26 protein-coding genes, 1 pseudogene and 1 riboswitch are annotated in these 26213 nt (G+C 53.5%); of the genes and pseudogenes, 20 read left to right on the forward strand and 7 right to left on the reverse strand.

All coding sequences use genetic code 11. The features are described from left to right. Nucleotides 1–119 precede the first annotated feature (119 nt). From cobT to NZD86_RS09650, 7 genes are all read left to right on the forward strand, one after another. Nucleotides 120–1925 carry a nicotinate-nucleotide--dimethylbenzimidazole phosphoribosyltransferase gene (cobT, locus tag NZD86_RS24485; RefSeq protein WP_326492649.1) on the forward strand — a complete coding sequence of 602 codons (1806 nt, stop codon included), beginning with the start codon at nucleotides 120–122 and terminating at the stop codon, nucleotides 1923–1925. Beyond that, nucleotides 1922–2488, forward strand: coding sequence for a cob(I)yrinic acid a,c-diamide adenosyltransferase (locus NZD86_RS09625; protein WP_268046297.1), 567 nt, complete (start codon nucleotides 1922–1924; stop codon nucleotides 2486–2488). Before cobT ends, NZD86_RS09625 begins: the two co-directional genes overlap by 4 nt. A 44-nt stretch (nucleotides 2489–2532) precedes the next feature. Then, nucleotides 2533–2722: riboswitch (cobalamin riboswitch) on the forward strand. Between the two features lie 217 nt (nucleotides 2723–2939). Then, nucleotides 2940–3920 carry an ABC transporter substrate-binding protein gene (locus NZD86_RS09630; protein ID WP_268046298.1) on the forward strand — a complete coding sequence of 327 codons (981 nt, stop codon included), beginning with the start codon at nucleotides 2940–2942 and terminating at the stop codon, nucleotides 3918–3920. Then, nucleotides 3917–4933, forward strand: a complete 1017-nt coding sequence (locus NZD86_RS09635; RefSeq protein ID WP_268046300.1) for a FecCD family ABC transporter permease — start codon at nucleotides 3917–3919, stop codon at nucleotides 4931–4933. The genes NZD86_RS09630 and NZD86_RS09635 overlap by 4 nt, the downstream gene beginning before the upstream one ends. Nucleotides 4934–4944: 11 nt before the next feature. After that, the gene (locus NZD86_RS09640; RefSeq protein WP_268046835.1) at nucleotides 4945–5748 is read left to right on the forward strand and encodes an ABC transporter ATP-binding protein; all 804 of its coding nucleotides are present in this window, start codon (nucleotides 4945–4947) and stop codon (nucleotides 5746–5748) included. Next, on the forward strand, nucleotides 5745–6296 hold the full coding sequence (gene cobU / locus NZD86_RS09645; protein WP_268046301.1) for a bifunctional adenosylcobinamide kinase/adenosylcobinamide-phosphate guanylyltransferase: 552 nt from the start codon (nucleotides 5745–5747) through the stop codon (nucleotides 6294–6296). Before NZD86_RS09640 ends, cobU begins: the two co-directional genes overlap by 4 nt. Before the next feature lie 21 nt (nucleotides 6297–6317). Further along, on the forward strand, nucleotides 6318–7124 hold the full coding sequence (locus NZD86_RS09650; RefSeq protein WP_268046302.1) for an adenosylcobinamide-GDP ribazoletransferase: 807 nt from the start codon (nucleotides 6318–6320) through the stop codon (nucleotides 7122–7124). A 111-nt stretch (nucleotides 7125–7235) separates the two neighbouring features. Here NZD86_RS09650 and NZD86_RS09655 read toward each other — a convergent pair. Continuing rightward, a pseudogene (locus tag NZD86_RS09655) lies at nucleotides 7236–7838 on the reverse strand (histidine phosphatase family protein); the annotation flags it as partial. Next, complete coding sequence (locus tag NZD86_RS09660) at nucleotides 7801–8481, reverse strand: TIGR00266 family protein (protein WP_268046303.1); 681 nt, start codon at nucleotides 8479–8481, stop codon at nucleotides 7801–7803. The pseudogene NZD86_RS09655 and the gene NZD86_RS09660, both read right to left, overlap by 38 nt. A gap of 88 nt (nucleotides 8482–8569) precedes the next feature. On the opposite strand from NZD86_RS09660, the gene NZD86_RS09665 reads away from it, so the two are divergent. The 5 genes from NZD86_RS09665 to NZD86_RS09685 all read left to right on the forward strand — a co-directional run bounded on the left by NZD86_RS09665 (nucleotide 8570) and on the right by NZD86_RS09685 (nucleotide 13369). Further along, entirely contained in the window at nucleotides 8570–9148 is a 579-nt protein-coding gene (locus tag NZD86_RS09665) for a GNAT family N-acetyltransferase (RefSeq protein WP_268046304.1), read from the forward strand. Nucleotides 9149–9323: 175 nt separating this feature from the next. After that, entirely contained in the window at nucleotides 9324–10679 is a 1356-nt protein-coding gene (locus tag NZD86_RS09670; RefSeq protein ID WP_268046305.1) for an acetyl-CoA carboxylase biotin carboxylase subunit, read from the forward strand. A gap of 8 nt (nucleotides 10680–10687) precedes the next feature. Next, entirely contained in the window at nucleotides 10688–10903 is a 216-nt protein-coding gene (locus NZD86_RS09675) for an acetyl-CoA carboxylase biotin carboxyl carrier protein subunit (RefSeq protein ID WP_268046306.1), read from the forward strand. Nucleotides 10904–11021: 118 nt separating this feature from the next. Further along, entirely contained in the window at nucleotides 11022–11804 is a 783-nt protein-coding gene (locus NZD86_RS09680; protein WP_268046308.1) for an enoyl-CoA hydratase, read from the forward strand. Nucleotides 11805–11842: 38 nt separating this feature from the next. Then, nucleotides 11843–13369, forward strand: coding sequence for an acyl-CoA carboxylase subunit beta (locus NZD86_RS09685; RefSeq protein WP_268046309.1), 1527 nt, complete (start codon nucleotides 11843–11845; stop codon nucleotides 13367–13369). A 155-nt stretch (nucleotides 13370–13524) separates the two neighbouring features. Here NZD86_RS09685 and NZD86_RS09690 read toward each other — a convergent pair whose 3' ends face one another. Together NZD86_RS09690 and NZD86_RS09695 are read right to left on the reverse strand one after the other, a co-directional pair. Further along, nucleotides 13525–14658 carry an acyl-CoA dehydrogenase family protein gene (locus tag NZD86_RS09690; protein WP_268046310.1) on the reverse strand — a complete coding sequence of 378 codons (1134 nt, stop codon included), beginning with the start codon at nucleotides 14656–14658 and terminating at the stop codon, nucleotides 13525–13527. Between the two features lie 76 nt (nucleotides 14659–14734). Continuing rightward, a complete protein-coding gene (locus NZD86_RS09695) occupies nucleotides 14735–15160 on the reverse strand; it encodes a MaoC/PaaZ C-terminal domain-containing protein (RefSeq protein WP_268046311.1) in 426 nt (141 codons plus the stop codon). A 167-nt stretch (nucleotides 15161–15327) separates the two neighbouring features. On the opposite strand from NZD86_RS09695, the gene NZD86_RS09700 reads away from it, so the two are divergent. From NZD86_RS09700 to NZD86_RS09715, 4 genes are read left to right on the forward strand one after another with little or no spacing between them, the layout of a single operon-like run. Then, nucleotides 15328–16479, forward strand: coding sequence for an ROK family transcriptional regulator (locus tag NZD86_RS09700; RefSeq protein WP_268046312.1), 1152 nt, complete (start codon nucleotides 15328–15330; stop codon nucleotides 16477–16479). A 22-nt stretch (nucleotides 16480–16501) separates the two neighbouring features. Next, the gene (locus NZD86_RS09705) at nucleotides 16502–17677 is read left to right on the forward strand and encodes an alanine racemase (RefSeq protein ID WP_268046313.1); all 1176 of its coding nucleotides are present in this window, start codon (nucleotides 16502–16504) and stop codon (nucleotides 17675–17677) included. Continuing rightward, the gene (locus NZD86_RS09710) at nucleotides 17674–18231 is read left to right on the forward strand and encodes an amino acid permease (RefSeq protein ID WP_268046314.1); all 558 of its coding nucleotides are present in this window, start codon (nucleotides 17674–17676) and stop codon (nucleotides 18229–18231) included. The genes NZD86_RS09705 and NZD86_RS09710 overlap by 4 nt, the downstream gene beginning before the upstream one ends. Beyond that, nucleotides 18140–19090, forward strand: coding sequence for an APC family permease (locus NZD86_RS09715; protein WP_268046315.1), 951 nt, complete (start codon nucleotides 18140–18142; stop codon nucleotides 19088–19090). Before NZD86_RS09710 ends, NZD86_RS09715 begins: the two co-directional genes overlap by 92 nt. Before the next feature lie 514 nt (nucleotides 19091–19604). On the opposite strand, the gene NZD86_RS09720 is transcribed toward NZD86_RS09715, so the two are convergent. Beyond that, complete coding sequence (locus tag NZD86_RS09720) at nucleotides 19605–19928, reverse strand: DUF2500 domain-containing protein (protein WP_326492650.1); 324 nt, start codon at nucleotides 19926–19928, stop codon at nucleotides 19605–19607. Between the two features lie 15 nt (nucleotides 19929–19943). On the opposite strand from NZD86_RS09720, the gene NZD86_RS09725 reads away from it, so the two are divergent. The 3 genes from NZD86_RS09725 to NZD86_RS09735 are packed head-to-tail and all read left to right on the forward strand — an operon-like array spanning nucleotide 19944 to nucleotide 23595. Next, nucleotides 19944–22274, forward strand: a complete 2331-nt coding sequence (locus NZD86_RS09725; protein WP_268046316.1) for a xanthine dehydrogenase family protein molybdopterin-binding subunit — start codon at nucleotides 19944–19946, stop codon at nucleotides 22272–22274. Beyond that, complete coding sequence (locus NZD86_RS09730; protein ID WP_268046318.1) at nucleotides 22271–23119, forward strand: FAD binding domain-containing protein; 849 nt, start codon at nucleotides 22271–22273, stop codon at nucleotides 23117–23119. The genes NZD86_RS09725 and NZD86_RS09730 overlap by 4 nt, the downstream gene beginning before the upstream one ends. Before the next feature lie 5 nt (nucleotides 23120–23124). Continuing rightward, nucleotides 23125–23595, forward strand: coding sequence for a (2Fe-2S)-binding protein (locus tag NZD86_RS09735; protein WP_268046319.1), 471 nt, complete (start codon nucleotides 23125–23127; stop codon nucleotides 23593–23595). Here NZD86_RS09735 and NZD86_RS09740 read toward each other — a convergent pair. Beyond that, on the reverse strand, nucleotides 23567–24577 hold the full coding sequence (locus NZD86_RS09740) for an FUSC family protein (RefSeq protein WP_268046320.1): 1011 nt from the start codon (nucleotides 24575–24577) through the stop codon (nucleotides 23567–23569). The two genes, NZD86_RS09735 and NZD86_RS09740, sit on opposite strands and share 29 nt — an antisense overlap. A gap of 211 nt (nucleotides 24578–24788) precedes the next feature. Here NZD86_RS09740 and NZD86_RS09745 point away from each other — a divergent pair, with 211 nt between their 5' ends. Beyond that, nucleotides 24789–25010 (forward strand): hypothetical protein, encoded by a 222-nt coding sequence (locus tag NZD86_RS09745; RefSeq protein ID WP_268046321.1) that lies wholly within the window; start codon nucleotides 24789–24791, stop codon nucleotides 25008–25010. On the opposite strand, the gene NZD86_RS09750 is transcribed toward NZD86_RS09745, so the two are convergent. Beyond that, nucleotides 25007–26212 carry a Ger(x)C family spore germination protein gene (locus tag NZD86_RS09750; RefSeq protein ID WP_268046322.1) on the reverse strand — a complete coding sequence of 402 codons (1206 nt, stop codon included), beginning with the start codon at nucleotides 26210–26212 and terminating at the stop codon, nucleotides 25007–25009. The two genes, NZD86_RS09745 and NZD86_RS09750, sit on opposite strands and share 4 nt — an antisense overlap. Nucleotide 26213 lies beyond the last annotated feature (1 nt).

Genomic DNA, 26213 nt, shown 5'->3' on the forward strand with positions numbered 1-26213 from the left:
ATGTCTGTATTCAGAAATTTCGGATGATATTTGGTATCTTTGTATCCGTTGCACAACGTAGGCTCTTCTGGTAAATCTAGAGCAAAACCGCAAACTATGCGACGAGAGGGGACAGGCAATTGTTCGGATATTCTATCCGTATGCCAAAACCAGCGACTCCGTTTAAGGATTCCCTGAATTCGGCGCAAAATCGTTTGGATAATTTAACAAAGCCCTTGGGCAGTCTTGGTCATTTGGAAGATCTGGTCGCTCAGATAGCCGGACTGCAGGGGAAACTGATTCCCGAGTTGGATTCGCCTTATTTTCTTGTTTTTGCTGCCGATCACGGCGTCGCAACGAATCACACCCTGTCGCGATACGGCCAGGAAGTGACGGAGGAGATGACCGTTAACATCGCCATGAAAACGTCCGTGAGCGCCGTTTTGGCGCGTCACTATGGCGTACCCCTGGACGTAATTGACGTGGGTGTCATTAGGCAGGTCCGCCATCCAAGTGTACGTGTTCGCAAAGTGGCAAGAGGGACTGCAGATTTCACTGCCGGCCCGGCCATGACGCTCAAACAGTTTGAGTGTGCGCTGCGAGTGGGCATGGAGGAAGCGGATCGCGTGATCGACGGCGGGGCGGATTGCCTTATTCTCGGAGAAATGGGCATCGGTAATACGAGCTCGGCAAGTGCGCTTGTTGCATGGCTGCTGGATGTGCCTGTTACGGACGTGATCGGGCGAGGAACGGGCATTGACGACGAAACTCGGGCGCGCAAGCGGGACACCGTATCGGGTGTCGTCCAATCATGGCGTGAGCGACCCGACCATGATGATCTGTTCGCAGGCTTCGCTTACATGGGCGGCTTCGAGCTGGTTGCGATGGCAGGCGCCATGTTTGCGGCTGCAGCCCGCCGGGTGCCAACGGTGCTTGACGGATTGCTCACGGGTGTGGCTGCGTTGTGGGCGGATCGAGTTGATCCGAGTATTCGACCGTACTTAATTGCAGGCCACGTGTCGCCGGAACCGGCTCATCGGCTGGTCCTCGACGCGTTGCAAAAGACTCCTTTACTGGACCTTTCCTTGCGTGTCGGCGAAGGGGTTGGTGCGCTCTATGCATGGCCTATCATCCAGGGGGCGCTGCGTGTGATGGCCGAGACGGCTACGTTTGCTGATGCACGCGTGAGCAACCCGCATGCGCGGTCACACGAAAACGGTCGCGAAGCACCACCATCGTCGGAACAGGATGACAGGCCCACCCCAGAAGAAATTGCGCCTGTGCCCCGGGATTTTACGGAGGAAGAAACGCGGGCTGTCTACAAGGCCATTCTCGCCCGCCGGGACATTCGCGTATTTTTGCCGGACAAACTGCCGGAGGAGGTTGTAACCCGCATTCTGCAAGCAGGTCACCATGGACCGTCTGTAGGATATATGCAGCCGTGGAATTTCATTGTTATCGAGGACAAGCAGGTCTTGCGGCGTTTACAGGCGGCCGTTGAGAAGGAGCGCGTCCGCGCTGGTGAGCCGTACCCGGATGAAAAGCGAGACTACTATTTGCGCTTGAAGGTGGAAGGACTCGTAGAAGCACCCATGACCATCTGCGTAACGAACGATGGGACAAGAGGTGGACCACATGTGCTCGGACGAAATACGATTCCCGAAACAGATTTGATGTCGACATCCTGCGCGATTCAGAACATGTGGCTCGCTGCGCGTGCGGAAGGGATCGGGATGGGCTGGGTCAGCATCTACCAGAAGGAGGACGTCCGGGAGATTTTGCAGATTCCACCGCATGTCGACCCGGTCGCACTCCTCACGCTCGGCTACACGCCGCACTTTCCCGACATCCCACTTTTGGAGCGGGTTGGCTGGGGAGCGCGCCTGGATTTGCAGAAACTCATTTATCAAGATTTGTGGGGAAACCAAAGGGAGGCGTCACAATGAGGATCTATACACGCGGGGGAGATCAAGGAAAGACAACGCTCATCGGAGGCGAACGCCGTTTAAAGAGTGATCTACGTGTGGAAGCCTACGGGACGGTCGACGAAGCGGGGGCGTTTCTGGGCTTTGCCGCGAGTCAGTTGCCTGCTGGGGCGGACAGAGATATTCAAGATGTCATCGCCGAGATTGCACAAACCCTTTGGGATGTCGGTGCAGATTTGGCTGCACCCGAATCGGCTAACTTTGAATATCGTACTGCAGATGAGTCCGTGACTGCCCTTGAACCGCTCATCGACAGGTATCAAGCGGAAGCAGACAAATTGGACAAATTTGTCTTGCGGCAGGGACACCCGGCTGCAGCTGCTCTGCACGTTGCCTGTACCGTTGTTCGGCGTGCCGAGCGAAATGTTGTGCGTTTGCGTGAAGTGGAACCTGTTCACGAACCGGCGCTACGCTACTTAAACCGTTTGTCAGATCTGCTGTTCGTGCTGGCGCGTAGCGTTAATGTCCGATATCAGAGGGCCGAGATCGACTACGAGAATAGCCCGAGCGTATTTCGTGGTTAGATTCGCCGTTGACAAGTTGTCCCAAGCAGACTAGCATGAGCTTGAATTGAATGTGTCTTTCAGGTGCTCTGCGTCACGTAGAGAGAATAGGGAAACCGGTGTAAATCCGGTGCGGTCCCGCCACTGTAAACAGCGTATTGGTCGCTGTCCACTGCAGCCCCCAGGGTTGTGGGAAGGACACGGCGAGAAGGAGAAGCTGTGAGCCAGGAGACCTGCCTGAAGAGCAACGAGCCAACCTTCGAGGAGAGGTTTGTTTGGAATGGTTGGGGAAACCTCGTTTCTCGGCCACGACGGACAACTCGCCCCCTCAGGGCGAGATTTTCTTTTTCTCGACGGGACGCTCCCATATTTCATCGGCCGGGGACTTTGGATAACAGTCCGAATCCGCTCCGGTCGGTATAACTGTGACGCAGTGAATATGTGAAGTCACAGTAAGGAGGGTTCCAGTGTAATGAAACGTTCATCCCAATTCGCAACAGTCCTTGCATGTGCCCTAGCGTTGTCGGTTCTGGTCACCGCGTGCGGTTCACCCAGCAGTCAAAACTCCGCGGGGAACGAAACAAACACGACAGGTCAAGCTGCTAAGGCCACGTTTCCTGTCACGTTAACAGATGACGCGGGCAAACAGGTGACGGTCAAATCGATGCCCCAACATATCGCGTCTGGTACGGAGGGAACGGATGAAATTTTAGTGTCGCTTATTCCGACTTCCAAAATTTCACTCGTCACGAACCTATCCAGTGATCCGACATACTCCAATGTCGTGAATCAGGTGAAAGGTATTCCTCAAATGTCTAACGCTGACGCAGAGAAAATCCTTTCTGTCCACCCCGATCTTGTTCTTCTAGCATCATACGTGAAACCAGGCATTGTCGATCAAATCCGCAACTCTGGCGTCCCCGTATACGAGTTTAACGACTTTACGTCCGTAGACAGTATCGAAAAAAACATCAAAGTCGTTGGGCAGCTCGTAGGTGCCACAGATAAAGCAAATGCGTTAGTCAACAACATCAATAGCAATATTAAGCAGATTCAGTCCGCCGTTTCGGGAGACGGATCACCGAGTGTTTTGGACTATAGCTCATACGGATTCGCAGGTGGCAAGAATACAACGGTAAATGACATCATTCAAGATGCAGGGGGAACCAACGCCGCGGCAAATTTGGACGGCTGGCAGAAAATTTCCGACGAGGAAATCGTGAAGATGAATCCGGACGTCATCATTGATTCAGAGGCGGATAAAGCGTTTCTCACGAAACTCGCCCAGCGTCCTGATTTGCAGTCGGTCACGGCCATTCGCAAGCACCAAATGTACGCGATACCGGATGCAGACCTGTCGAGCGTTTCTCAGTACATTGTTAAAGGAATGGTCGATCTTGCCAAAGACATTCATCCGAAATCGAGCATCCCAAACCTTCAGGTTATGCAATGAATAGGGCAAAGGCGAAGTGGACGTTTGTTGTTCTTGTCGCCTTGCTCCTCCTTGGCATGATTCTGGAAATTAGCGTTGGTCCCATGGGGATTCCTGTTTCGCAGATCATTCCGGATACGGTGGCCTACCTGAACGGACAGCACAGCTCAAATGCTATCGTGGTGGGCGCAATTCGTCTGCCGCGGTGCCTCTTGGCTGTCTTTGTCGGCGCCGGCCTTGCCATGGCGGGGGCGGTTTTGCAGGCTGTCTTCAAGAACCCGATGTCCGACCCGGGCGTCATTGGGGTCTCGAGTGGAAGCGCGCTCGGGGCAATCCTGGTGATCCATGTGGGGGTGGCTGCCTCCACTTTGTGGGCGACGCCACTTTCGGCGTTTATCTTTGGGGTCGTCGTCGTCCTGCTCATTTATCGACTCTCGACCGTGAAGGGGCGAACCAACCTGTACGCACTTCTTCTGTCGGGTGTGGCCGTCGGTTCGTTTTGTAGTGCCATCATCACCGCAATCTTGTCACTATCGCCACTTCAGACCATGCAGCAGATGCTCTTTTGGCTCATGGGGGGGCTTGATGGTGGCAACTGGAATCAAGTCTTGGTGCTCGTTGGACTCATTGTCGTTTCACTCGTTGTGTTTCTCGCCATGGCGTGGTCGCTCGACATTATGCTTACGGGTGAAGAGCATGCAGAAGGCGTCGGCGTTCCGGTGCAACGGATCAAACAGCTGACCCTCGCGATATGCGCTCTGATTGTGGCTGTGTGTGTCAGTACGACGGGCGTGATCGCGTTCGTGGGGCTTATTGTCCCGCACGTGCTGCGTCACTTCGTGGGATCGCGGCATCGCTTGTTAATACCCGCTGCAGCCCTCGGTGGTGCCAGCTTGCTGACTCTATCCGATCTCGTCGCACACATGCTCTTCTCACCAATTGAACTCAACGTCGGCATTGTCACATCATGTCTCGGTGCACCTTTCTTTCTCTACCTATTATTTCAGCGTCAACGGGCTTGGCAAAGGAGTTGATGGACGTGGCCATGCTTTCTCTCAAGTCAATCACTCAATCACCTATTTTGTCCGCCATTTCAGCCGACTTTGAACCTGGCCGTATGGTCGGCATCATCGGTCCGAATGGTGCTGGCAAGTCGACTTTACTTCGTACGATTGCTGGGTTACTCATGCCGACCGCGGGGGAAGTCTGGGTGGATGGGCAACTGATCACCCGAATGGCTCCTAAGAAACGGGCCCGGTATGTGGCCTACCTGCCTCAGTCACTCGCGCAGGATGTACCTTATAGCGTCCGAGAATTCGTCGAGATGGGCCGATTCAGCCACCGATCCGCCTGGTCCCCAACCGACGCCCATGATGCTTCAGCGATAACTCTGGCCCTCCGTCAAATGGGACTTGAGTCGCTCAGCGATGCCCCACTCTCGCAGGTGTCGGGCGGTGAACAGCAGCGAACGGGCATCGCTCGCTGCCTCGCCCAAGAGAGTCCTGTGCTCCTGCTCGATGAGCCCATCTCCAATCTTGACGTGTTCTATCAATTGGACATCATGTCGAAGCTGGCGAGCCTTGCGAGGAAGGGCCACCTTATCTTGGTCGCCATTCACCACTTAGAGTTCGCGCTTCGATTTTGCAATGAGCTGTTGGTGATGTGTCAGGGTGAGGTCTATGCCCAGGGGAGTGTCAAGAGTACGTTCACCCCACAGTTGATTCGCGACGTGTTCTGTGTCGACGCCACCATGTATTCCGATCCAATTCAGCACCACCCGCGACTCAGCATGACGCTGTGCCCCGAAAAGCAGGAAGAAATTTTGCCAGCGACGGTGACCGTACGATGACCGTTTATTTTGTCACTGGAGGCGCACGAAGCGGAAAGAGTCATTTCGCAGAACGGTTGGCCGCATCAAAAGGGACGGCGCAACGAATTTGTTTTGTCGCGACGGGTGTGGCCATGGACGACGAAATGGCCGCGCGCATCGAACGGCACCGAACTACCCGCGACTCTCGCTGGGCAACGGTTGAAACGCCTCATGACGTGGCCGGCGTGGTCCGCCAGGGTCTCTACGACGTATATCTGATCGACTGCCTGTCACTACTCCTCAACAATTGGATGTATGATTTACACTGTACGGAGGAGATGTACCGCGAGCGGGTCTCGGAACTCATCAATGTACTCGACGCGTCTTCGGCAGAGTGCATCGTAGTGTCGAACGAGATCGGGCTTGGGCTCATCCCCGCTGACGCGGAAAGCCGACGATATCGCGATTGGCTTGGCTGGTTCAACCAAGCCATGGCACGCATCGCGGAACGGGTGTACTTTGTTGCATCAGGCATCGCGGTGGATTTGAAGGCGATTCCCGGCGCGGTGCGAGTGGACGAGTTGTAGGAACGCCATACGTCCATACGGATGCTGATAAACATGATCAAAGGCAAAAAGGATGTGAGGACTCCCATGCGCGGAATTTGGCGCGCTTTTGTGCTTTCATGGCAATTTTTCACCATCATCCCCGCGCCGCATATCGCATCACCGAGTGAGCGGGAAATGCGCAGAAGCGCATATTTCTTGCCCGTCATAGGCTTGATTCTTGGCGGTATTCTCGTCGGCTCGCGAGATTTGTTCAGTTATGTGGTTCCCGTGGGGGCGGCTACTTTTCTCGCCATTACGCTTTACATATTGTGCACGGGCGCACTGCACATCGACGGGTTAATGGATACGGCGGACGCCATAGGGAGTCGCAAACCTCGCGATGAGGCGCTCAGTATCATGAAAGACAGTCGCGTTGGCGCAATGGGTGCCATTGCGGCCGTTTTGCTGGTGGCAGGTAAGTGGATCGCCATCGCCAGTCTTGGAAGTTCAACATACCCGCTCATTTTCGTCCCGATGTTCAGCCGGTTGGCTATGTTGTGGTCAATGATGCTCGTCCCGGCAGCGAAACCCTCAGGGCTTGGCGCCATGTTTGCTTTGCGCGTTAGGCCCTTATATGTCGTAGCAGTTTCAGCGTTTTGTCTCGCTTTGACCCTTCTCTTTGTTCCGTTTTTTTCCGTCATTGTGCTATTCGTCGTTTTTTTTGCCCCAGTATTTGCTTTCTCTTACGCGATGGCTCATCGATTCGGAGGTATGACAGGCGATACGTATGGTGCTTTGGCGGAACTGACAGAGTGGGTATTGTATTTTGTCGCGTTGGGGCTTATGACACACCCAGTCTTTCCGTAAGTGTGATGTCTCGTTCCAGCGAACAATCCTCCACTTGCCGACGCGAGCCCCTACGCCACCTTCGATATCGGCGTTCGCGGCTATCCCGCCACGAAAAGCCGTGCCCCCGTCCACATGAACGACTGAAAAACTCGCGTGTTTCGGTTGATAGGTGCGAAACGTTCCTAGCGATGCGCCGGCCAACCTGGTCCGCCAGAGTCCCAGCATAGCACCATGTGAGACTACACAAACCGTTTCATCCACCGCTTGTTTGATAAGCTCAGACAAGGCTTCGTCCATTCTCTGTAATGCGTCCGACCACCGTTCTCCGGCGGGAAATGAGAAATCCTTCGTGTTCGGGTCAAAGGCCCTATCGAATTCGTCGCGGTACAAATCGTATGCTTCGAAGGAAGACATGCCGTCGACGACGCCCAGATGAAGTTCTGCCAAACGCGGTTCGAGAACGATGGGACAATTCGTCCGAAAACGACTGATTTCCGTAGCCGTCTGCAGGGCTCGTTTGAGGGGGCTGCTGACGATGCGTGTGAACGGGATGCCAAGCAGTGCGTCGGCGACTTGGCGTGCGCGGTGAAGACCAGGATCGTGCAGGGGTGGATCTGTATGGCCTATCATCACGTGCGTTTCGTTTTCCAATGTTGGCGCGTGCCGAACGAAGATGATGGTTGACGTCATGAATTTAGTCACGTCCAGTTCTGGTGTACTCTTGGAGAACATGGGCAAGGTTGTGGATGGTCAGTGAATGAAGCCAGAGCCGTCCTGGGCCTGTAAGGCGGACAAGATACAGACCGTCTCCTCCGAAGAGCATGTTTTGGACGCCCGCCATCCGCTGGACCTTGTAGTCCATGGTCGCAGAGAACGCTGCGATATGTCCTGGGTGAACGAGCAAGCTTTCCCCGCGCTCCAAGTCATGATGAATGACTTCTCCGTCGATGGAGATGAACCCTGTCCCATCTCCGTCAAGGTATGTAAAGACGAGTCCGTTTCCCCCGAGTAGACGACCTACGTTTAATGTAGCCTCCACACCAAATTCGACGGACTCCTGTGCGCAGAGAAACGCGTGGCGCTGGGTGATGATTCGTCCATAATTGTGAAGTGGGAGAGCCAAGATGTGGCCGGGCATTCTCGTCGTAAACTGCACGGTCTCCGTGTCGTGTGTGGCCCGAAAATAGTTCAGCATGATGCTGTTTCCACTAAATGCACGACGTAACATGCCGCCTAGTCCACCAGGCGCGTGCGTTTCCATGTTTGTGCCTGGCGTCATGCTGATGAGACACCCTGTCTCTGAAAACACACATTCTCCCGGCGCGATGATGACTTCCAGTGTCTGCATCGTGGATCCGTGAATCCGGTATTCCATATCGGACACTCCCGTTTTCATAATTGGTACAGTTTGTCACTTTCAATTATACTAAAAATTAGTACGTATAGGTTGGAGTGTGGATGATATGTTTTTACTCACGGATAGGGATGACGTGTGGCTCAAGCTTATCGATCCGTCCGATGCCCAAGCGATTTTCTCCTGCATTGACCGATCACGGGACCATCTCCGCGCATGGTTGCCGTTTGTTGACGGGACCAAATCGGTCGATGATACGCTGTCATTTATCAAGTCAGTACAAGAGCAGTACGGGCGCAACGACGGAATTCAGACAGGTATCTGGACGAAAGATGGACTACAAGGCATCATCGGATTTCACGCCGTGGATTGGGTTAACCGGAAGACGTCTCTCGGTTACTGGTTGTCGGCGGATGCCGTGGGAAACGGCTATATGACAGCGGCTTGTCGAGCACTGACAACATTTGCATTCGACTATTACCAGTTAAATCGCGTGGAAGTTCGGGCCGCCGAAGACAACCACGCGAGTCGTGCCATTCCACAGCGGCTTGGGTTCCGGGAAGAGGGTATTTTGCACGAGGTGGAATGGCTGTATGACCACTTTGTCGATCACGTCGTGTACGCCATGATGGCGGGGGATTGGGCTCCTGAGCGACGACAAGGTTCAACCGTCGTGGCGAATCGCTAACGCAGTTAGAACCACAGGCGAGGAAGATATAAGATGAATCGCCGGGAACTGCTGTTGCGGGTCACAAGCTGGGCCGATGCACATAGTGTTAACTTCCGCTACGACACTTAAAATTGCCGCACGGACCGAAAAATTGATATAGTCAATTGTGTAGGAAAGGGCAGGGGGGAAGTGTATGTTCAATAAGGTCTTGATCGCGAATCGGGGCGAGATCGCGCGGAGAATTATCCGCACATGTAAGCGAATCGGTATCGCAACCGTCGCGGTTTATTCGGACGCGGACGTGGAGGCTCTGCACGTCGTCGAAGCGGACGAGGCAGTTCGGATTGGCCCCGCTCCGGTGGCACAGAGCTATCTGCAGGCCGAAGCAATTGTCCAGGCGGCCTTGCAAACTGGAGCGGACGCCATCCACCCGGGATACGGACTGCTGAGCGAAAATGCCAACTTTGCGCGGCGCGTAGAAGAGGCAGGGGTGGTTTTCATCGGACCTTCGTCCCACGTAATTGGCCAGATGGGGAGTAAAGTTCGCGCCCGTGCCATCATGGAGGCTGCGGGTGTGCCAATCGTGCCGGGCTCCGACGGTGCTGTTTCTGACGGGGAGGCTTTGGTTGTCGCAGAGGAGATCGGCTATCCGGTGATGCTCAAAGCGTCAGGCGGCGGCGGTGGAATCGGGATGCAGGTCGTGCGCAATGCTGACGAGTTGAAGAAAGCGTTTTCTTCAAACCAAGCTCGGGCGAAGTCGTATTTCGGCGACGGGGACATGTTTGTCGAGAAATGCATCACGTCTCCACATCACATCGAAATTCAGGTGCTGTTTGACGGGCAGGGCCACGGTGTGTATTTATGGGAGCGCGAATGCTCGATTCAGCGTCGTCACCAGAAGGTTCTCGAAGAGGCACCGTCGCCGTTCGTATCGGAGGAACTGCGGGAGCGGATGGGAGAAGCGGCCATCGCGGCGGGACGTGCCATCGGCTACGTGAATGCCGGAACGCTGGAGTTTCTCGTGGATGACGACGGGCATTTCTATTTTCTTGAAATGAACACGCGACTTCAAGTCGAGCATCCGGTTACAGAGTGTATCACTGGCCTCGATCTCGTCGAGTGGCAGCTCCGCATCGCGGACGGCGAAGCTCTGTCCTTCACGCAGTCGGACGTGCGTCGCGAGGGACACGCTATTGAAGTTCGCATTTATGCGGAGGACCCAGTGAGAATGCTCCCTTCGCCAGGGACAATTACGGCCATGACGCTACCAGCGGGAGACGGAGTGCGAAACGATGTCGCCGTTGAAGGGCCCGCGGTCGTGACGCCGTTTTACGATCCGATGATTGGGAAACTCATCGTTTCGGCGGCGGATCGTGAAAACGCTATCAACAAGTTGTCCGAGGCGCTCGATGCATATCGGATTGAAGGGATTAAAACAAATCTCCCGCTTCTCAGGGACATTGTGACATCGGAGGCATTTGCCGCGGGGGTAACGACAACGGACTTTATTCCAAAATTGCAGAGCGTTGCTAGGACAAAAAACGCATAGGGGTGACGATGATGGTACAAGTATTGGCAGATATGGCTGGCACGGTATATCAGGTTCTCGTTAGCGTCGGCGACGCTGTGCAGGACGGGCAAGACGTTGTGGTGTTGGAGTCAATGAAGATGGAAGTGCCGATTGCCTCGACAGTGGCCGGCTCGGTGGTAAAAGTCCTCGTTCAACCGGGGGACTTTGTCAATGAGGGTCAGGCGCTCGTCGAGATAGAGTAGGCTCGGGAGCACACAATGGCCGGTTGAGAGTACGTCGATTGTGGAAGTGGGCCCCGTGACCGTCGCAAACCATAACGGGCTACAGCGGAGAACACACTGAAGGGAGTCTACTATCGCTATGAATGATCTCGTCCTGCGGCACGATCACGACGGCGGCATCGTCGTCCTTGGGCTGAATCGCGAAGACGCGGCCAATGCGTTGTCCACGCCGCTGCTTGAGGATCTGCTCACGGTCATCGCGGAACTACACCATGCACCGAACGTGCGGGTGGTCATCCTGACTGGCCGTGGTTCGAAAGCGTTCTGCGCGGGTGCGGACCTGAAAGAACGCCGCGGCATGGATGACGGCCAAGTGCGTCGCGCTGTCGCGCGCATTCGCAGAGCTGTCGAAGCCGTTGCGCAGTTGCCAATGCCTGTCATTGCGGCCGTGAATGGCGTCGCCTTTGGCGGTGGCACGGAACTCGCGCTTGCCGCAGATATTCGCATTCTGGCTGATACGGCGAAAATGGGTCTAACGGAAACGAGCCTCGCTATCATTCCCGGTGCGGGCGGCACACAAAGGCTTCCCAGAGTTGTCGGTGTCGCCAAAGCCAAGGAACTGATTTACACAGCTCGTCGCATTGATGCAGAGACTGCGCTTCAGTTGGGGCTTGCAAATCGTGTTGTCCCGGCAACTGAAGTATTGGAAACGGCAATGGAGATGGCACGAGAAATCGCGCGCAACGGACCGATTGCCGTTCGCCAGGCCAAGTTTGCCATCGACGCCGGAATGAGCGTGGATCTACAGTCGGGACTGTCGATTGAGAAACAGGCATATGAGATGGTGATTCCGACGGAAGATCGTCTGGAAGGGTTGAATGCGTTCGCAGAAAAGCGCAAGCCACAATATCGTGGCAAGTAATCATTGCCGAATATCACTAGCTTGGGGGCGAAACGCACATGACGGATGACCGTTTTAACACGATGCTACAGGGTATATTGCCTGGCGGAGCACAGAAATATCACGAGAAGAATGCCGAGGCTGGGAAGTTGTTTGTACGTGACCGACTGAAATTGCTGTTTGATGCGGACATGGATTTCGAAGACGGGATTTTTGCCAACTGCACCGCGGATGGTCTTCCGGCAGATGGTGTCGTGACCGGGATTGGCCGAATAAACGGCCAGACCGTTGCCGTTATGGCAAACGACAGTACCGTCAAGGCGGGCAGTTGGGGCGCCCGCACGGTGGAAAAAATTATCCGAATCCAGGAGACGGCGGAGAATCTGCAGATTCCCCTGGTATATCTAGTCGACTCCGCAGGGGCCCGAATCACAGACCAAGTGGAAATGTTCCCAGGCCGTCGAGGCGCAGGGCGGATCTTTCACAATCAAGTGCGTTTGTCGGGCATGGTTCCCCAGGTTTGCATCTTGTTCGGTCCGTCAGCAGCAGGTGGGGCTTACATACCTGCGTTCTGTGATGTCGTCATCATGGTCGAAGGAAATGCCAGCATGTATCTGGGATCGCCCAGAATGGCGGAGATGGTCATCGGTGAGAAAGTGACACTCGAAGAGATGGGCGGCGCACGCATGCACTGTAGCGTGAGTGGCTGTGGTGATGTACTCGCGGCGAATGAAGAAGAAGCCATTGCTTCGGCCAGGCGGTACTTGAGTTACATGCCTTCGAACTACACGACACAGGCCAAAATGGAGGCCGCCAAAGCACCGGCAAGCTTTGGCAAGACCATTGCGGATATCATTCCGGTCAATCCGAATGCGGCGTTCAACATGCACGACTTCATTAGTCGACTCATCGACGACGGCTCGTGGTTTGAGGTGAAACAATTGTTCGCCCGCGAAATCATCACGGGTTTTGGCCGATTGGACGGTCGCCCTGTGGGCATCATCGCGAACCAGCCGCGCGTTAAAGGTGGCGTGCTGTTTGTCGACTCGGCAGACAAAGCTGCCCGGTTTATTGCCCTGTGCGACGCTTTCAACATCCCCCTTCTCTTTTTGGCGGATGTGCCTGGATTTATGATCGGTACTGCTGTCGAACGCGCAGGCATCATCCGCCACGGAGCGAAGCTGATTGCGGCCATGTCGGAAGCAACAGTGCCGAAAATCAGCGTCGTCGTTCGCAAGGCGTTCGGTGCTGGATTGTACGCGATGGCTGGTCCGGCATTTGAGCCGGATGCATGTCTTGCCCTGCCTACGGCTCAAATTGCCGTCATGGGACCCGAAGCGGCAGTGAATGCGGTATACAGCAATAAGATTGCTGAGCTGCCCGAGGCGGATCGACAAGCGTTTATTGAAGAAAAGCGGGCGGAGTACCGTGAGGACATTGATATCTACCGTCTGGCGTCGGAACTCATTGTCGACGAGATCGTACAACCGGAGAATTTGCGCGGTGAGCTGACTCGCAGATATGCGGCGTATGCGTCGAAGGAGCCGCGCTTGCCGAGGCGGAAGCATGTTGTTTATCCGGTGTAGCGGGACGGACCGCTGGTCGGACTGATTGCGGCGTGCTTGTGCGCGAGAGCAACGAGCAGTCCCGTATCTGACGTACCCATATTAGTCATATGAATGAGGCCTGCCACGCAATGTTGGCAGGCAGGCCTTGCCCTTCGTTATCCAGGTTATCGTTGTTAGCACCCGAGTTGGCGTGCGATGACCATCCGTTGAATTTCCGATGTACCTTCACCGATCTCGATGAGCTTCGCATCCCGCAAATTCCGTTCCAATGGATATTCACGCATATAGCCGTTGCCGCCGAGGATTTGAATGGCGTCATTACACGTGTTCGTGCACATTTCCGAGGAGAATAGCTTGGAGTAGGCGGCTTCTTTTGTGTATGGCAAGCCGTGATCGTACATCCAGGCGGCTTTCAGGTAGGCGTTGCGGGCGAGATCGATATGCATGGCCATGTTGGCGAGCTTATGCTGAATTGCTTGGAACTTTGAAATTGACTGGCCGAATTGTTTGCGCTCTTTTGCGTACGCAAGCGCGGCCTCGAAGGCACTTTGTGCAATGCCAACGGCGAGGGCAGAGATCGCTACGCGGCCATTATCTAGTGTTGCTAGGAACTGGCGGAAACCACGGTGGAGGGGACCAAGAAGGTTTTCTTTGGGAATTCGGACATTTTCGAGAATGAGTTCGACCGTATTGGACGCTCGCATACCCATTTTCTCGTACGGTTTGCCCACTGAAAATCCTGGCGTATCAGTCGGCACAATGAAAGCACTGATTCCTGTTGATGCTTTATCGGTCAGGGCAGTGAGCACCACGGTGCCGGCAAAACCACCATTCGTGTTGAAAATTTTCGTCCCGTTGATGACCCATTCGTCATTGTCCAAAACAGCCGTCGTCCGCGTGCCCTTGGCATCGGATCCAGCTTCTGTCTCGGTCAACCCGAAACTCCCCAGTACCTCACCGCGCGCCAGTGGAGCCAAGTACTTTTTCTTCTGTTCTTCCGTGCCGAAGTGAAGAATGGGCATGCACGCCAGCGAAATGTGTGCTTCATAACTCAGCCCGGTCCCGCCGCAGGCACGGCCAATTTCCTCAACAGCGAGACTGTAACTCACCATGTCAGCTCCTATTCCTCCGTATTCTTCGGGAATGGGGATCCCCAGAAAACCGAGACTACCCATTTTTTTAAAAGTCTCACTAGAAAAACGTTCAGTCCGGTCTAGCTCCGCGGCCAGTGGTGCGATTTCCTCTTCGGCGAATTCCCTGACAGCGTCGCGGATGCGTTTTTGCTCTTTCGATAAGTCGAAATCCACGGTGTGTTCCCTCCTCATACACATTATAACTAATCCTGAAATCGCTTTCACGCACGCAAGAGAACGCGTCCTATCTTCATTTATTGACCAAGATTTTAAATTGAGCCTTGGAGAATATCTGCTCGTTTTTCTTACGGCCCGTTAACGAGAGCGTTAGGAGACCTGTTCGACCATCCGAATTCTCTTTTTTGTTCTCGACCACGATCTCGCCGTGGATTTCATCGTCAGGGTAGACGGGAACCATAAACTGTACCTCGACCGCCACGCCACCTTGGATGTCCTCTTCTAGAATGCCCATGCGTACCCACTCGGCGTTCAACAATCCAATACTGTGAAGTCCGGACGCCACAACTCGACCGAAGATACTGTTCTTTGCCTTGTCTGTGTCGATGTGGAAGTAGAGCGGATCATACGCCCCGGCAAAGTTGATAATGTCGTCCAGCGTGACGACGACAGTCGGTGTAACAAAACGATCCCCAATTTGAAATTCATGCAGTTTCACGTTATGCACCTACCGTGTTAAAGAGATATGATTGGCTGTGTCTCGACTTTATCACATTAGTTGATGGTCTGTCAGCGTTTCCAGCGCACCTTGGTGAAAGCGCTTGACGCCTGTTTGTTTAAAGTATACACTCTACTCAAACAATTAATTAAGAAGGTTACTTAAATATGTCAATCACACGTGGACATCCATCGCTTTTACGAACATTGAATGCCCAGGGTGTGCTGAAAGAGCTACTCACTCATGGTGAACTTTCGCGACCAGAGCTGGCCCGACGGCTCGGATTGAGTATGCCGACAATCCTGGATGTGGTTAGTGGGTTAATCCAAGACGGGGTCGTCACAGAGCGGCCCAGTCCATCGACACCTCGTGGCAGACCCGCACAAGTCTTATCGGTCGCCGAGGATGCTGCTCAGATTATTTGTTTGGATGTGGGCGGTACGAACATCAAAGCCGGTCGATTCAATTTCAAACGGCAGTTGATGGACGCGACGTCCATGCAGACGAACACGACAACGCGAACAGCTGTACTGGATGAGATCGCGTCCATTGTGGACGAGCTGATGCTGCCAAACGTCCCGAATACCAGCATTGTCATTGGAGCACCGGGGTTCGTGCGGGATGGCATCGTGATCGAAGCGGCGAATTTGCCGGATTGGAATGACGTACCACTTCAGTCGATTTTAGAACAGCGTTTTGGCGTTCCGGTTGCCGTGGAAAACGACGTGAATCTGGCTGTGCTCGGAGAAACACACAATGGTGTTGCCGCAGGGCTCCAAAATGTCGTCTTTTTTGCCGTTAGTACCGGACTCGGCGCAGGTATTCTGGTCGACGGCCAACTGGTGCGCGGGTTCAAAGGTGCAGGTGGGGAATTGGCGTTCATCGTGCCGGATACAGACAAGTTGGCGGAATCCTACGGTGCCAATGGGGCACTCGAAAGTTTTGCTGCGACCAAGCATCTGTGCCGCTACTGGAACGAGATCACCGGACAGAACGTGACCGATCCAGCCATTGTGGCAAACGAGGCGAGGAACGGGTCTCCACAGGCAAAGCAGGTGTTTGATCAGTGGGCGAAGTATCTGGGCGTCGGTGTCGTGTCACTGGCATCTGTTCTCAATCCCGAGATGATCGTCATTGGCGGCGGCGGAGCCTACTCATTTGATTTGATCGAGGAGCAGTTGAACACCTATTTGAAGAGGCACTTGCCGTTCCCGCCCAAGCTTGAAAAGTCCGCGCTGCATGACAAGGTGGCGCTGTGGGGCGGATCGATCATCGGGCTCGACTTGGTCGTTCAACAGTTGACCCAGTCCGCGGTCTAAACCGAATAAGGAGTGATACAACATGTTTTTGAAATCACTGGTTGACAGAAACCGTAAATTTGTTGAGGCGGTTGTTTCTCTGCACGAAGAGGGGGCACTTGAAGCCAACACTTTCGTGTTCGATCTCGACGCATTCCGTGAAAACGCAAAAATCCTCAAGGAGAACGCAGACAAGTTTCACTTGAACGTCTACGGAATGACAAAACAGATGGGATACAACCCGATCTTGCATCAAGCTATCGTCGATGCAGGCATCGAATCGTTTGTGGCCGTCGACTGGATGGGCGCGAGACTGATGCACGAACAGGGTTACAAAATCGGGCATGTAGGGCACCTCGTCCAGCCGCCCAAAGGTGCAGCAGATGATTTGCTTGCCATGAATCCGGAAGTATTCACCGTTTTCTCAGTTCACAAGGCCCGTCAGGTGAGTGATGCGGCAAAGCGGTTGAATGTCGTCCAACCGATCCTGCTCCGTGTCTACGACGATACATGCACGTTCTATCCAGGGCACGAAGGCGGGTTCCACGTCGACACACTCGAATCGTCTGTCCGCGAAATTCAGAAGCTGCCGAACGTGGAGATTGTCGGCGTGACAAGTTTCCCCGCTATGCTGTTTAACGAGTCCGCTGGCACGGTCCGCCCGACCCACAACTTTGAGGTCATTCAATTGGCAGTGGAGAAGTTGCGGCGGATGGGCATTGTCGTGAAACAGGTCAATGCTCCGGGCACGACTTCTTCCGATGTGTTCGAGTTGATGGCTAGTATGGGCGCAACGCATGTGGAGCCAGGTAACGGGTTTACCGGCACGACGCCGCTCGCCACAGTGCAAGACGTGCAAGAATTGCCGGCCGTGTTGTACCTGTCGGAGATTTCCCACATTCACAATGGTCGGGGACACGTCTTTGGCGGTGGCCTTTATGTGGACAAAGTCCGTGGTCAATACGGTCTCAAGGCACGTGTTGGCAAAGACCTGGCAGAACGAGACGTGGAGCTTATCCCGGACGACGGAATTGACTATTACGGTTACGTGGACGGGCAAGTGGAGGAAGGTCAAACGGTCATTTTCGGATTCCGGCCGCAGATCTTCGTCACCCGCGGGCAAGTGGCCGTCGTCGAAGGGATCCACGAAGGCAAGCCCGTTGTTTTGGGCTATCACGACCAGAACGGTCGAGTGATTCAGAGGGGGCCTCGTCAATGAGTGGACTCAAAAAGGGTGCGATCACGCTCGTAGGCGCCGTCGCAGCGACGTGCGCCTTCATGGGCCCCGCGACATCCATTTACTTCAACACTGGTATGGGTGTACAAAACGCGGGGAATGCGTTTGGATTTGCGTTTTTGGTGGCCATGGTTGCCATGCTGTTCGTGGCGTATGTCATCGCACAATTCGCCAAAAAATTGCCGAGCTCAGGATTTGCGTATACGTTCTCTGTCAACGGTTTAGGCGCGAAGCCGGGATTTCTCACCGGTTGGCTTCTCGTCGGTGGATACGCCATGCTCGCACCAATGTTGTTATCTGCAATTGGGTATTTTCTACATCTCTTCTTCAGTACATACTTTCACATCAATATCTCGTGGGGCATTTTCTCCATCATTGTAGGTGCTATCGTCCTCATTTTGAGTTGTATGGGTTGTCACGCAATCGATTCACGTCGCCTTGGTCATGTTGATTATCGAAGTGGTCGTCATGGTCGTTTTTTTCATCACGGTATTAGGCCACGGTGGTTCAGAAGGTGTGACGTTAGCTGCATTTAACCCGAGCAACACCTTGAAACCTGGCGATTGGAACGGGATTGGAACGGCTATCCTCTGGGCTATTCTCATGTTCGTGGGCTTCGAAAGTGCTGCAACGTTGGGCGAGGAGACGAAAGACGCAACAAGAAACATTCCGAAAGCACTCATTTTCTCTGTTATTGGAATCGGTCTGTTCTTCCTGTTGGGCGCTTTTACAGCCGTGGTCGGTTATGGTCCAAGCCATGTTTCGTCAGTCGTAGCGAGCATTGCGAAAGGCAACAATCCGTGGGACCCACTGTTCACGACCTTTTGGGGAAAAGGCGCTGCAGCCATTGTCATGCTCGTCATCTTAAATTCGATTTTTGCCAACCTGCTTTCAGGTTTTAATGCTGTCACACGGATTATTTATGCAATGGGCAGAGAGCGAGTATTTCCAAGTTTCCTTGGAAAAGTATCCGACAGCCGCCAAGTGCCTGTGAATGCATCCATCCTGTACATGGTATTCGCGCTCGTTATCACGCTTGTTCTCGGATATTCGTGGAGGCCGATGGCGGTTTACGGTTGGACAGAAACCGTACTTGGCCTGGCAATTGTCATTATCTACGTCGTCATCAATGTAAGCCTGTTCTTCTACTATCGGAAAATTGGCGAGTTCCACTGGTTTAAACACTTTGTCATGCCACTTATTGCAACAGCCCTATTGTACATGCCTTTGAAGGGAGTCATTATGTCAACCCTTCCGGCCGGTGGTGGCACAGCACCGATGATCTATATACCGTATGTCGTCGGTGGGTGGATTGTCCTCGGGATTATCTACATGGTTCGATTGTCGACATCCCGGAAAGAAGTGTTTGAACAGATGGGTGCTGTATTTGAGTAAGGGCAAGAATAACAGTGATGCGGCAACTTGTTTGATAGACAAGTTGCCGCTTTTTTGGTCTCCTGCGAGTTTTGAAGAGATAAGACGTTGGGACCAGGCGTCGTTTGAAAGAGGTAACTGTTAGTCCCTTAAACGAAGAGCTCGATGACCCTAGAAGCATGAAGGGAACCCGGTACCTCTATCCAGTTAATTTAGAAATCCGACGGTAGTCACTGTACCAACAAAGGAACCCCATTCTCTTGTTTACTCATGAAGAGTCAAGATATTGCGATCTAGGGAAAAAAAGTCCGTTCATACGGACATTTTCTTCCGCACGTCGGCCCAATCTCAATGCTCCCGCGGCAGCTACCCGATACCCGGCCAGTCCCAGTTAGGCGTCGGTCACCGAGCGGTTCCTACGCCCAGCTACCGGCCATTGCCGAAACAAGCTAAAGGTGTGTGCGGTCAGCATCCGCTAACAATAAGAATGAAATGTGAAACGCCCTCTGCGTTTCAATCGGTAATCCCTGCTTCCTTATCGCGTCCGGTCAAAGCCTTTAAACTGGGTCCCCTGAAATGTCAATTTGCCCGAGTCACCTTCAGCGAGAAGTCCATAGTCGTTTCCATGAACTTTAAACTCCATACGATCCCGACTCTCAAACTCAAACGTCACATAGTAGGAAGTAGACGAAGATTGTTGGGGCACACCATTCACGTTTTGTGCATGACGATGCACTGCTGTTCGTTTCGCCACCAATTTGGCAGGGACCGTGAGAACGATTTTTACAATAACACATAGGACAATTCTTTCAAAACATAGATATAAGTGGTATATCGCCACGCGGATACGGGATGGCACATGGGAGGTCGTTTCATGTCATATACGAAATCCGTTGGCCGGAGTGTTCCTCGTAAGGACGCGATCGCGAAAGTGACTGGGGAAGCCCGATATACGGATGATTTCCACTCCCCTGACACGTTGTATGCCGTGATGGTAACGAGCCCGCATGCCCATGCCCGAATTGTCTCAGTGGATAAGACGCGAGCCCTCGCTGCACAGGGAGTAAGAGCTGTCGTGACAGGTCAGGATTGTCCTGTGTTAACCGGTTCCCCGTTAGCAGATAGGCCGGTGGTCGCCATTCATACGGTCCGTTACGCGGGAGAACCAATCGCCATTGTCGTAGCTGATGAGCTGTACCAAGCTCAGTTTGCCGCTTCACTCGTTGAATTCGAGTTCGATCCGCTCCCAATCATTCAGTCTCCCAAAAGGGCATTTGCTGCGGATGCTCCACTCATTCATCCCAATCTTGGCGAGTACAAATGGAACGAAGAAGAAGCTAGGCCCGTACTCGGCACGAATATTGCGACCCGCATCCGCATTCGCAAAGGGAATCCCCGTGCTGCCTGGGAACTGTGTGATGTGGTGGTCGAGTGTGACGTCTCGTTTCCCCAAGCTCACCACGCTGCCATGGAAACGCACTGCACGACGTGCGAGATCCGTCCCGACGGGCAAGTTCACCTGACGACGGCGTCGCAATCCCCATACTCCGTCCCCGAGACGGTCAGTGAAACATTTGGGTACAGGGAGTCGGACATAGGTGTGCACACACCGTTTGTCGGTGGGGGATTTGGCGGGAAGTCGAGTATCTTCATCGAACCATTGGCTGTGGCGGCATCGAAAGCGGTGGGAGGGCGGAAAGTTCAGTTGCGCTGCACGCGTGAGCAGGATATGTACACGGTCCCTTGTCATATTGGGCTGGAGGCGACCATCAAGCTCGGAGCGAAACGCGATGGTTGTCTCGTCGCGGCCGAGATCACGTACTGGTTTGATGGTGGCGGCTACTCAGACAGGGGAGTCATTGTGACGCGTGCGGCGGCTCAGGATTGTACGGGGCCGTACCGGATCGACAATGTACACTGCGACGCGTACTGCATGTATACAAATCACCCGCCGACCACCTCCTATCGAGGGTTCGGCCATCCGGAGCAGGCATTCGTCATCGAACGGGCGATGGATGCCCTGGCGTTGAAAATGGGACGCGATCCGCTTGAACTCCGCCGACAAAACGCCGTTCGCCCTGGTGATACCACCCCGACTCAAGCAAAGTTGACGCGGAGTTCTGTGGGGGATGTCCCCGGTTGCCTGGAGCGGTTGAAAAGCGCACTCGGCTGGACGGGCCCCACGGCTACTCGAAACGGTTCAACGGTAGTGGCGAAGGGGATTGCTTGCGTTTGGAAGACGTCAAGTACGCCACCGAATGCCAGTTCCGGAGCGATTGTGTATGTAAATCGTGATAGCACGGTTACTGTCGTATCTGGTGTTGTCGAGATCGGGCAGGGAACGAAGACGGCTCTGACGCAAATGGTAGCCGAAGTGTTTCGCATGAGTTCTAAGCATGTTGAGGTCGTTTTCGACGTGGACACCATGTCCCATCCGGAGCATTGGAAGACGGTGGCCAGTCGAGGTAGTTTACTTGCCGGGAATGCGGTAGTCCGTGCTGCACAGGATGCGGTGGTCCAGCTCGCACGGACGGCCGGGATCGTGCTTCGTTGTGATCCAGATGAAGTGCAAATTCGTGACGGGCACGCTTGGAGCCCATACTCGCATGAGCACATACCGATTGGGGAGCTATCACGCGGCTATGTATTGCCCGACGGACACGTCGTTGGGACCTTGGTTGTCGGGCGCGGAACATACACGATTCAAGGCGTTACACCGATCGATTTCGAAACGGGCAAAGGTGTTCCTGGTCCCGAATGGACTGTGGCAGCACAAGGTGTTGAAGTGGCGTATGAACCAAAGACCTTCACCTACCGTGTTCTTCGCGCCATCACCGTGGTCGACTGCGGCAAGGTCATTCATCCTGATCTTGCCCTAGGGCAAGTCAAGGGTGCCATGAATATGGGCTTAAGTCTCGCCAGTCGCGAAGGGTATGTATACAACTCGGAAGGGGTCATAACCAACGCGCAACTTCGCGTCTATCCAGTTCATCGTTACGGCGACCACCCGCTGTACGAAGTCTATTTCTTGGAGACGCCACATTTGACTGCACCGTGGGGACTCCGGGGGCTCGGGGAACACGGGCTCATTGGAATGCCTGCGGCACTGGCCAGTGCATTGTCGATCGCGATGGGATCACAGGTGAACCACATGCCGATGACGTTTGAGTCCTTGTGGCGTATCCAAGGAGGCATCCCGTCATGATCCCTCTCGATTTCGACTATGTGAGACCAGGCACGCTTCGTGAAGCGATCGATCAATTCACCCTATTTCGGGATGCGGGTTTGAAACCGATCTATTACGCGGGAGGAACCGAGATTATTACGCTGGCACGCCTTGGCCAAATCCAGACGAACGCGGTCATTGATATCAAAACCATTCCGCAAACGCAAGTGATTCACATGGTAGGTCAACGACTCTACCTGGGGGCAGCTATCACACTTTCGGAGGTCACTGACCACCCACTGGTCGAGCGTGAGTTCCCCTTGTTGAAGGTGACGGCTAGTGAAATAGCGGATAGAACGGCGCGAAACAAGATCACCCTTGGTGGAAATATTTGCGGGGAAATCATTTATCGTGAAGCCATCCTACCCTTACTGTTGTGTGACAGCCTGTTGCGTACCGTTGGACCTACTGGTGTTCGGGAGCTCAATGTGATGGATCTGGATGGCGGCTCCATCAAACTTCTCCCTGGGGAATTTGTCGTGCAAATCGAAACGAATGATGTTGCTCGCAAAGCGCCGTTTGTCCACATCAAACGTCGCAAGATGGGACATGTCGGATATCCTATCGTGACAGCCGCAGGTATTCGCGTACACAACCAAATCCGCACAGCATTCAGCGGGGTATGTTCCTTTCCTTTCCGATCAACAAGGATCGAAGCGGAATTAAACCGTGAAGACATCGACTTTCGACAGCGGATCGAAAACGCTCTTCGATTGATTCCAAGAGAGGCAGTGTTAGACGATTTCGAGGCGTCTAGGGACTACCGTCTGTTCGTACTGCGAACCGCTTTGAACGACATCCTTGAGCAACTGGGAGGTACTTGACAACGATGGCGGAGAAGAGGGAAGCGATTCTAGACGTAAACGGTGAAAAACGATCCGTTGTCATCCGCCCAGCAGATCCACTTCTAGACGTACTCCGCACCAATTTAGGGTTATCCGGGGCCAAGCCAGGATGTGAAAACGGGGACTGTGGTGCTTGCACCATTCTGATGAATGGAATACCGCATAAGTCCTGTCTCATGCTCGCTATCGAATGCGTTGGGCAATCTCTCACCACCATCGAGGGTCTGCGGGATATACCCATTCAAAAGGCTTTTGTTGAGTGTTTCGCTTTTCAATGCGGATACTGTACACCTGGGTTCATCATGAACGCGCACGCCATGCTGAGTCAACGTGGAAAACTCGACGATAGCACCATACAAATGTGGTTAGAGTCAAACATTTGTCGGTGTACGAGTTACGAAGAGATTGAACATGCCGTCAGACTGGTCAATCACTTTTTGCACGAGGACGGTTAACTGAAACATTGCCTCGTAAATATTCCATGAGTCTCTGAAGTTCGTATGTAGCGGCTTCTTCATTGAATAGGTGCGGTAATTGCACGTTAGGTGTGGTCTTTGGTGCCGATACCGTTTGGCTGTGGTTAGGCCAGTCTCGAAGATCCACTGCAATTGACCGCAATGACTGACTCCACTTGTCTCGTTGTTCTTTTGTAAAATCTGTCGTCAGTGTTTCGGCTAGAGACGTGAACCGTATGTATGCCTGTTGCAAGACGTTCATTTGCTGGCTGACGCGCTCTGTAGCAGAAGGTGCAGCGTATAGGTTAAATCGCAAGCTCTGTTTCGCTTGCGTCAGCGACTGGTTCATCTTTTGCAGTTGATTGAAGAGGTCTATGAGGCGCTGTTTCAATGTCACATTGAGAAACTGGAAATCGTTGTCGTGCACGGCCTGGCCAGTCTGGTCGACGACCTGTGCAAAATCCTGAACAAAACGACGCATTGATTGTTCGCTCTTCCTCGTCTCGTTTGTTGGAAAGAACACCGTCACAAACACGACGGCAACGAGGCTCCCGATGAGCGTGTCCCTGGCACGATCCCACGCGTAACCCGCTGAGTGGCTCTCAAAGTACAGGACAAACAAAATGCTGAGCGCCACCTGGTGGATGATGGTATCGTTCATGCGAAGAAGTTTCATCAGTGAAGTGCTGATGAAGAGGGCGATTCCCAGTGCCCACGCCGTAACAGGGATACCCTTGGCGAAAAAGCCAATCAGGAGAACGCCGATGACTGTTCCGACACACCGATAGAGGGAGAACCGCAGCGATTGCCCGATTGTCGTCTGGATACAGAGGATAAGCGTCAGTGGTGCGAGGTACGGGTGCTTTGACCCTAGAAGTCGAGCCGCTTCCCAGGCTATCACGGAGCCGAGAGTAGTTTTCCACACGATCCCCGTTCGTTCAAGAAAGCTCGATTTCTCCCTCTGAATTTGTCTGGCTTTCATACCGGTCCCCAAAGAGAATTCCTCCATGTCGAACTACACTGTTATTCACTCCAGATTTCCCCGGGGCAAAGCACACCATTCATATTCTATGTACAAAGAGTGCTTGGCAACGCCACGTAGCGGCCGCGTAATTCCTCGGTTACCTGATAATCCCCTGGAAAAATGGGGATAGTAAACATCGTGCTATCATACTTCAGAAAAAGGGGTACCTATGGATCTTGCCTTTCAGTTACTCATTTTTAGTCACGCTCGCATGAACGTCACCATGTTTGTTCTTACAGGAATCATGGCTTACTTTATAGACTACAGGTCACTAAGAGACGAGCCGCAATTCAGACGTGAGGCCACGCTCGTTCGAATCACGGCTTTCGTATTTTGTATTGGTGGTCTAGCGGTGCTCGTCGCTTTTCAAATCCTCGTTTGGTTAAGCTAGTGTGCGGACATCCCGGCGCGGCGCATGTACACTTTTACATGCACATGAATGGGTGTCGTCGCAAACTCTTGGTCCCATTTTTGTCGAGATTCACCCAGTATATCAGTCCAATAACTCGGACTCCGACCCCGGATATACTCTCCAAAACCAAACACGTCCGCGTGCAACTTTTGCATTTTTGTAATGACGGCCTGTTGGTCATCTGTCAGCGTCCTCTCCATTTCTCTTCCGACTTGAGACATGACTGAATCCAGAGGTTTTCGGCCGGTTTTCTCTTCGATGTTCGCTTCGATAAAGGTGTAAATATCGAACGTTGGTTTTCCGTTTTCCATGCGCATCTTGATGACCGACTGACGGTTGGTTCCCTTGGCGATGACGCTGTGTTGAGGGTCACCCGGCATTGGGACGGCAACCCCGTAGCCAGCTCTTCGTTGGTTTTTAATCTCCATGTATGCTGCCGTTTCAAGAGGGCTCAGCGTGCCGACCATTCGCTCGGACCGGAAGACCGCCAGCCCTTCAGAAACAACCTTGTCTTGGGAGACTTGCATTAACGGAAGTACAGGCTCCTGCCCTTTTGATGACAATGTAGACCAAAAGTTCCCAAGATACACATCCGGTAACTTGCCTAACTGTACCGAATGGTCCATGGTTCCCACCAGATACAGTGTGGGTACGCGCTCTAGTTTTGGTGCAACCTCCATCGCTTCATTGGCGTCGCCGACAGAGACGACCATCCAGGCCAGCCTGCGAATCTCGGCATTTCTGCGGAAGAAATCTTGAATGTCATGGATCCCAACTGACCGAGCTAGCTTCTGGTTAACGATGATAACGCGCAAGTGACCTAAAAACAGCTTGTCAGCAAGCTCCTGCTGCATATTATTGACGGCGTCGTCGATTGTCTTTCCTGTCGAGCTAACGACCCACACGGGTCTCTGCGTACCGCCGCCCCCCGTGCTTCCCTCACCGGGCCCCAAGGGGATTCGACCCGGAATCGCTACCTGTGCCGTCAGTCGGTAGCCGCTTAAATCACTTCGCGCATTCGGTCCAGTGATTCCTTGTCCGCTGCCGTCCTCTATTGGATCGATAGCGAGTCCCAGGATCGTACCACGATCTTCGATCTCCAGTTTATCCCAGCAACCTGTAAGCATCGGGAAGGTAACGAAGAAAATACCGACGGTTGTTAACCATTTCTTTACCTTCATG

This window comes from Alicyclobacillus dauci, from assembly GCF_026651605.1.
Lineage (GTDB): Bacteria > Bacillota > Bacilli > Alicyclobacillales > Alicyclobacillaceae > Alicyclobacillus > Alicyclobacillus dauci.

Bases quoted from the DNA above. Each gene is read 5' to 3' on its own strand.
- NZD86_RS09625 (WP_268046297.1), top strand. From the start codon at position 1,922: ATGAGGATCTATACACGCGGGGGAGATCAAGGAAAGACAACGCTCATC.
- NZD86_RS09630 (WP_268046298.1), top strand. From the start codon at position 2,940: ATGAAACGTTCATCCCAATTCGCAACAGTCCTTGCATGTGCCCTAGCG.
- NZD86_RS09635 (WP_268046300.1), top strand. From the start codon at position 3,917: ATGAATAGGGCAAAGGCGAAGTGGACGTTTGTTGTTCTTGTCGCCTTG.
- NZD86_RS09640 (WP_268046835.1), top strand. From the start codon at position 4,945: ATGCTTTCTCTCAAGTCAATCACTCAATCACCTATTTTGTCCGCCATT.
- cobU (WP_268046301.1), top strand. From the start codon at position 5,745: ATGACCGTTTATTTTGTCACTGGAGGCGCACGAAGCGGAAAGAGTCAT.
- NZD86_RS09650 (WP_268046302.1), top strand. From the start codon at position 6,318: ATGCTGATAAACATGATCAAAGGCAAAAAGGATGTGAGGACTCCCATG.
- NZD86_RS09660 (WP_268046303.1), bottom strand. From the start codon at position 8,481: ATGGAATACCGGATTCACGGATCCACGATGCAGACACTGGAAGTCATC.
- NZD86_RS09665 (WP_268046304.1), top strand. From the start codon at position 8,570: ATGTTTTTACTCACGGATAGGGATGACGTGTGGCTCAAGCTTATCGAT.
- NZD86_RS09670 (WP_268046305.1), top strand. From the start codon at position 9,324: ATGTTCAATAAGGTCTTGATCGCGAATCGGGGCGAGATCGCGCGGAGA.
- NZD86_RS09675 (WP_268046306.1), top strand. From the start codon at position 10,688: ATGATGGTACAAGTATTGGCAGATATGGCTGGCACGGTATATCAGGTT.
- NZD86_RS09680 (WP_268046308.1), top strand. From the start codon at position 11,022: ATGAATGATCTCGTCCTGCGGCACGATCACGACGGCGGCATCGTCGTC.
- NZD86_RS09685 (WP_268046309.1), top strand. From the start codon at position 11,843: ATGACGGATGACCGTTTTAACACGATGCTACAGGGTATATTGCCTGGC.
- NZD86_RS09700 (WP_268046312.1), top strand. From the start codon at position 15,328: ATGTCAATCACACGTGGACATCCATCGCTTTTACGAACATTGAATGCC.
- NZD86_RS09705 (WP_268046313.1), top strand. From the start codon at position 16,502: ATGTTTTTGAAATCACTGGTTGACAGAAACCGTAAATTTGTTGAGGCG.
- NZD86_RS09710 (WP_268046314.1), top strand. From the start codon at position 17,674: ATGAGTGGACTCAAAAAGGGTGCGATCACGCTCGTAGGCGCCGTCGCA.
- NZD86_RS09715 (WP_268046315.1), top strand. From the start codon at position 18,140: ATGTTGATTATCGAAGTGGTCGTCATGGTCGTTTTTTTCATCACGGTA.
- NZD86_RS09725 (WP_268046316.1), top strand. From the start codon at position 19,944: ATGTCATATACGAAATCCGTTGGCCGGAGTGTTCCTCGTAAGGACGCG.
- NZD86_RS09730 (WP_268046318.1), top strand. From the start codon at position 22,271: ATGATCCCTCTCGATTTCGACTATGTGAGACCAGGCACGCTTCGTGAA.
- NZD86_RS09735 (WP_268046319.1), top strand. From the start codon at position 23,125: ATGGCGGAGAAGAGGGAAGCGATTCTAGACGTAAACGGTGAAAAACGA.
- NZD86_RS09740 (WP_268046320.1), bottom strand. From the start codon at position 24,577: ATGAAAGCCAGACAAATTCAGAGGGAGAAATCGAGCTTTCTTGAACGA.
- NZD86_RS09745 (WP_268046321.1), top strand. From the start codon at position 24,789: ATGGATCTTGCCTTTCAGTTACTCATTTTTAGTCACGCTCGCATGAAC.
- NZD86_RS09750 (WP_268046322.1), bottom strand. From the start codon at position 26,212: ATGAAGGTAAAGAAATGGTTAACAACCGTCGGTATTTTCTTCGTTACC.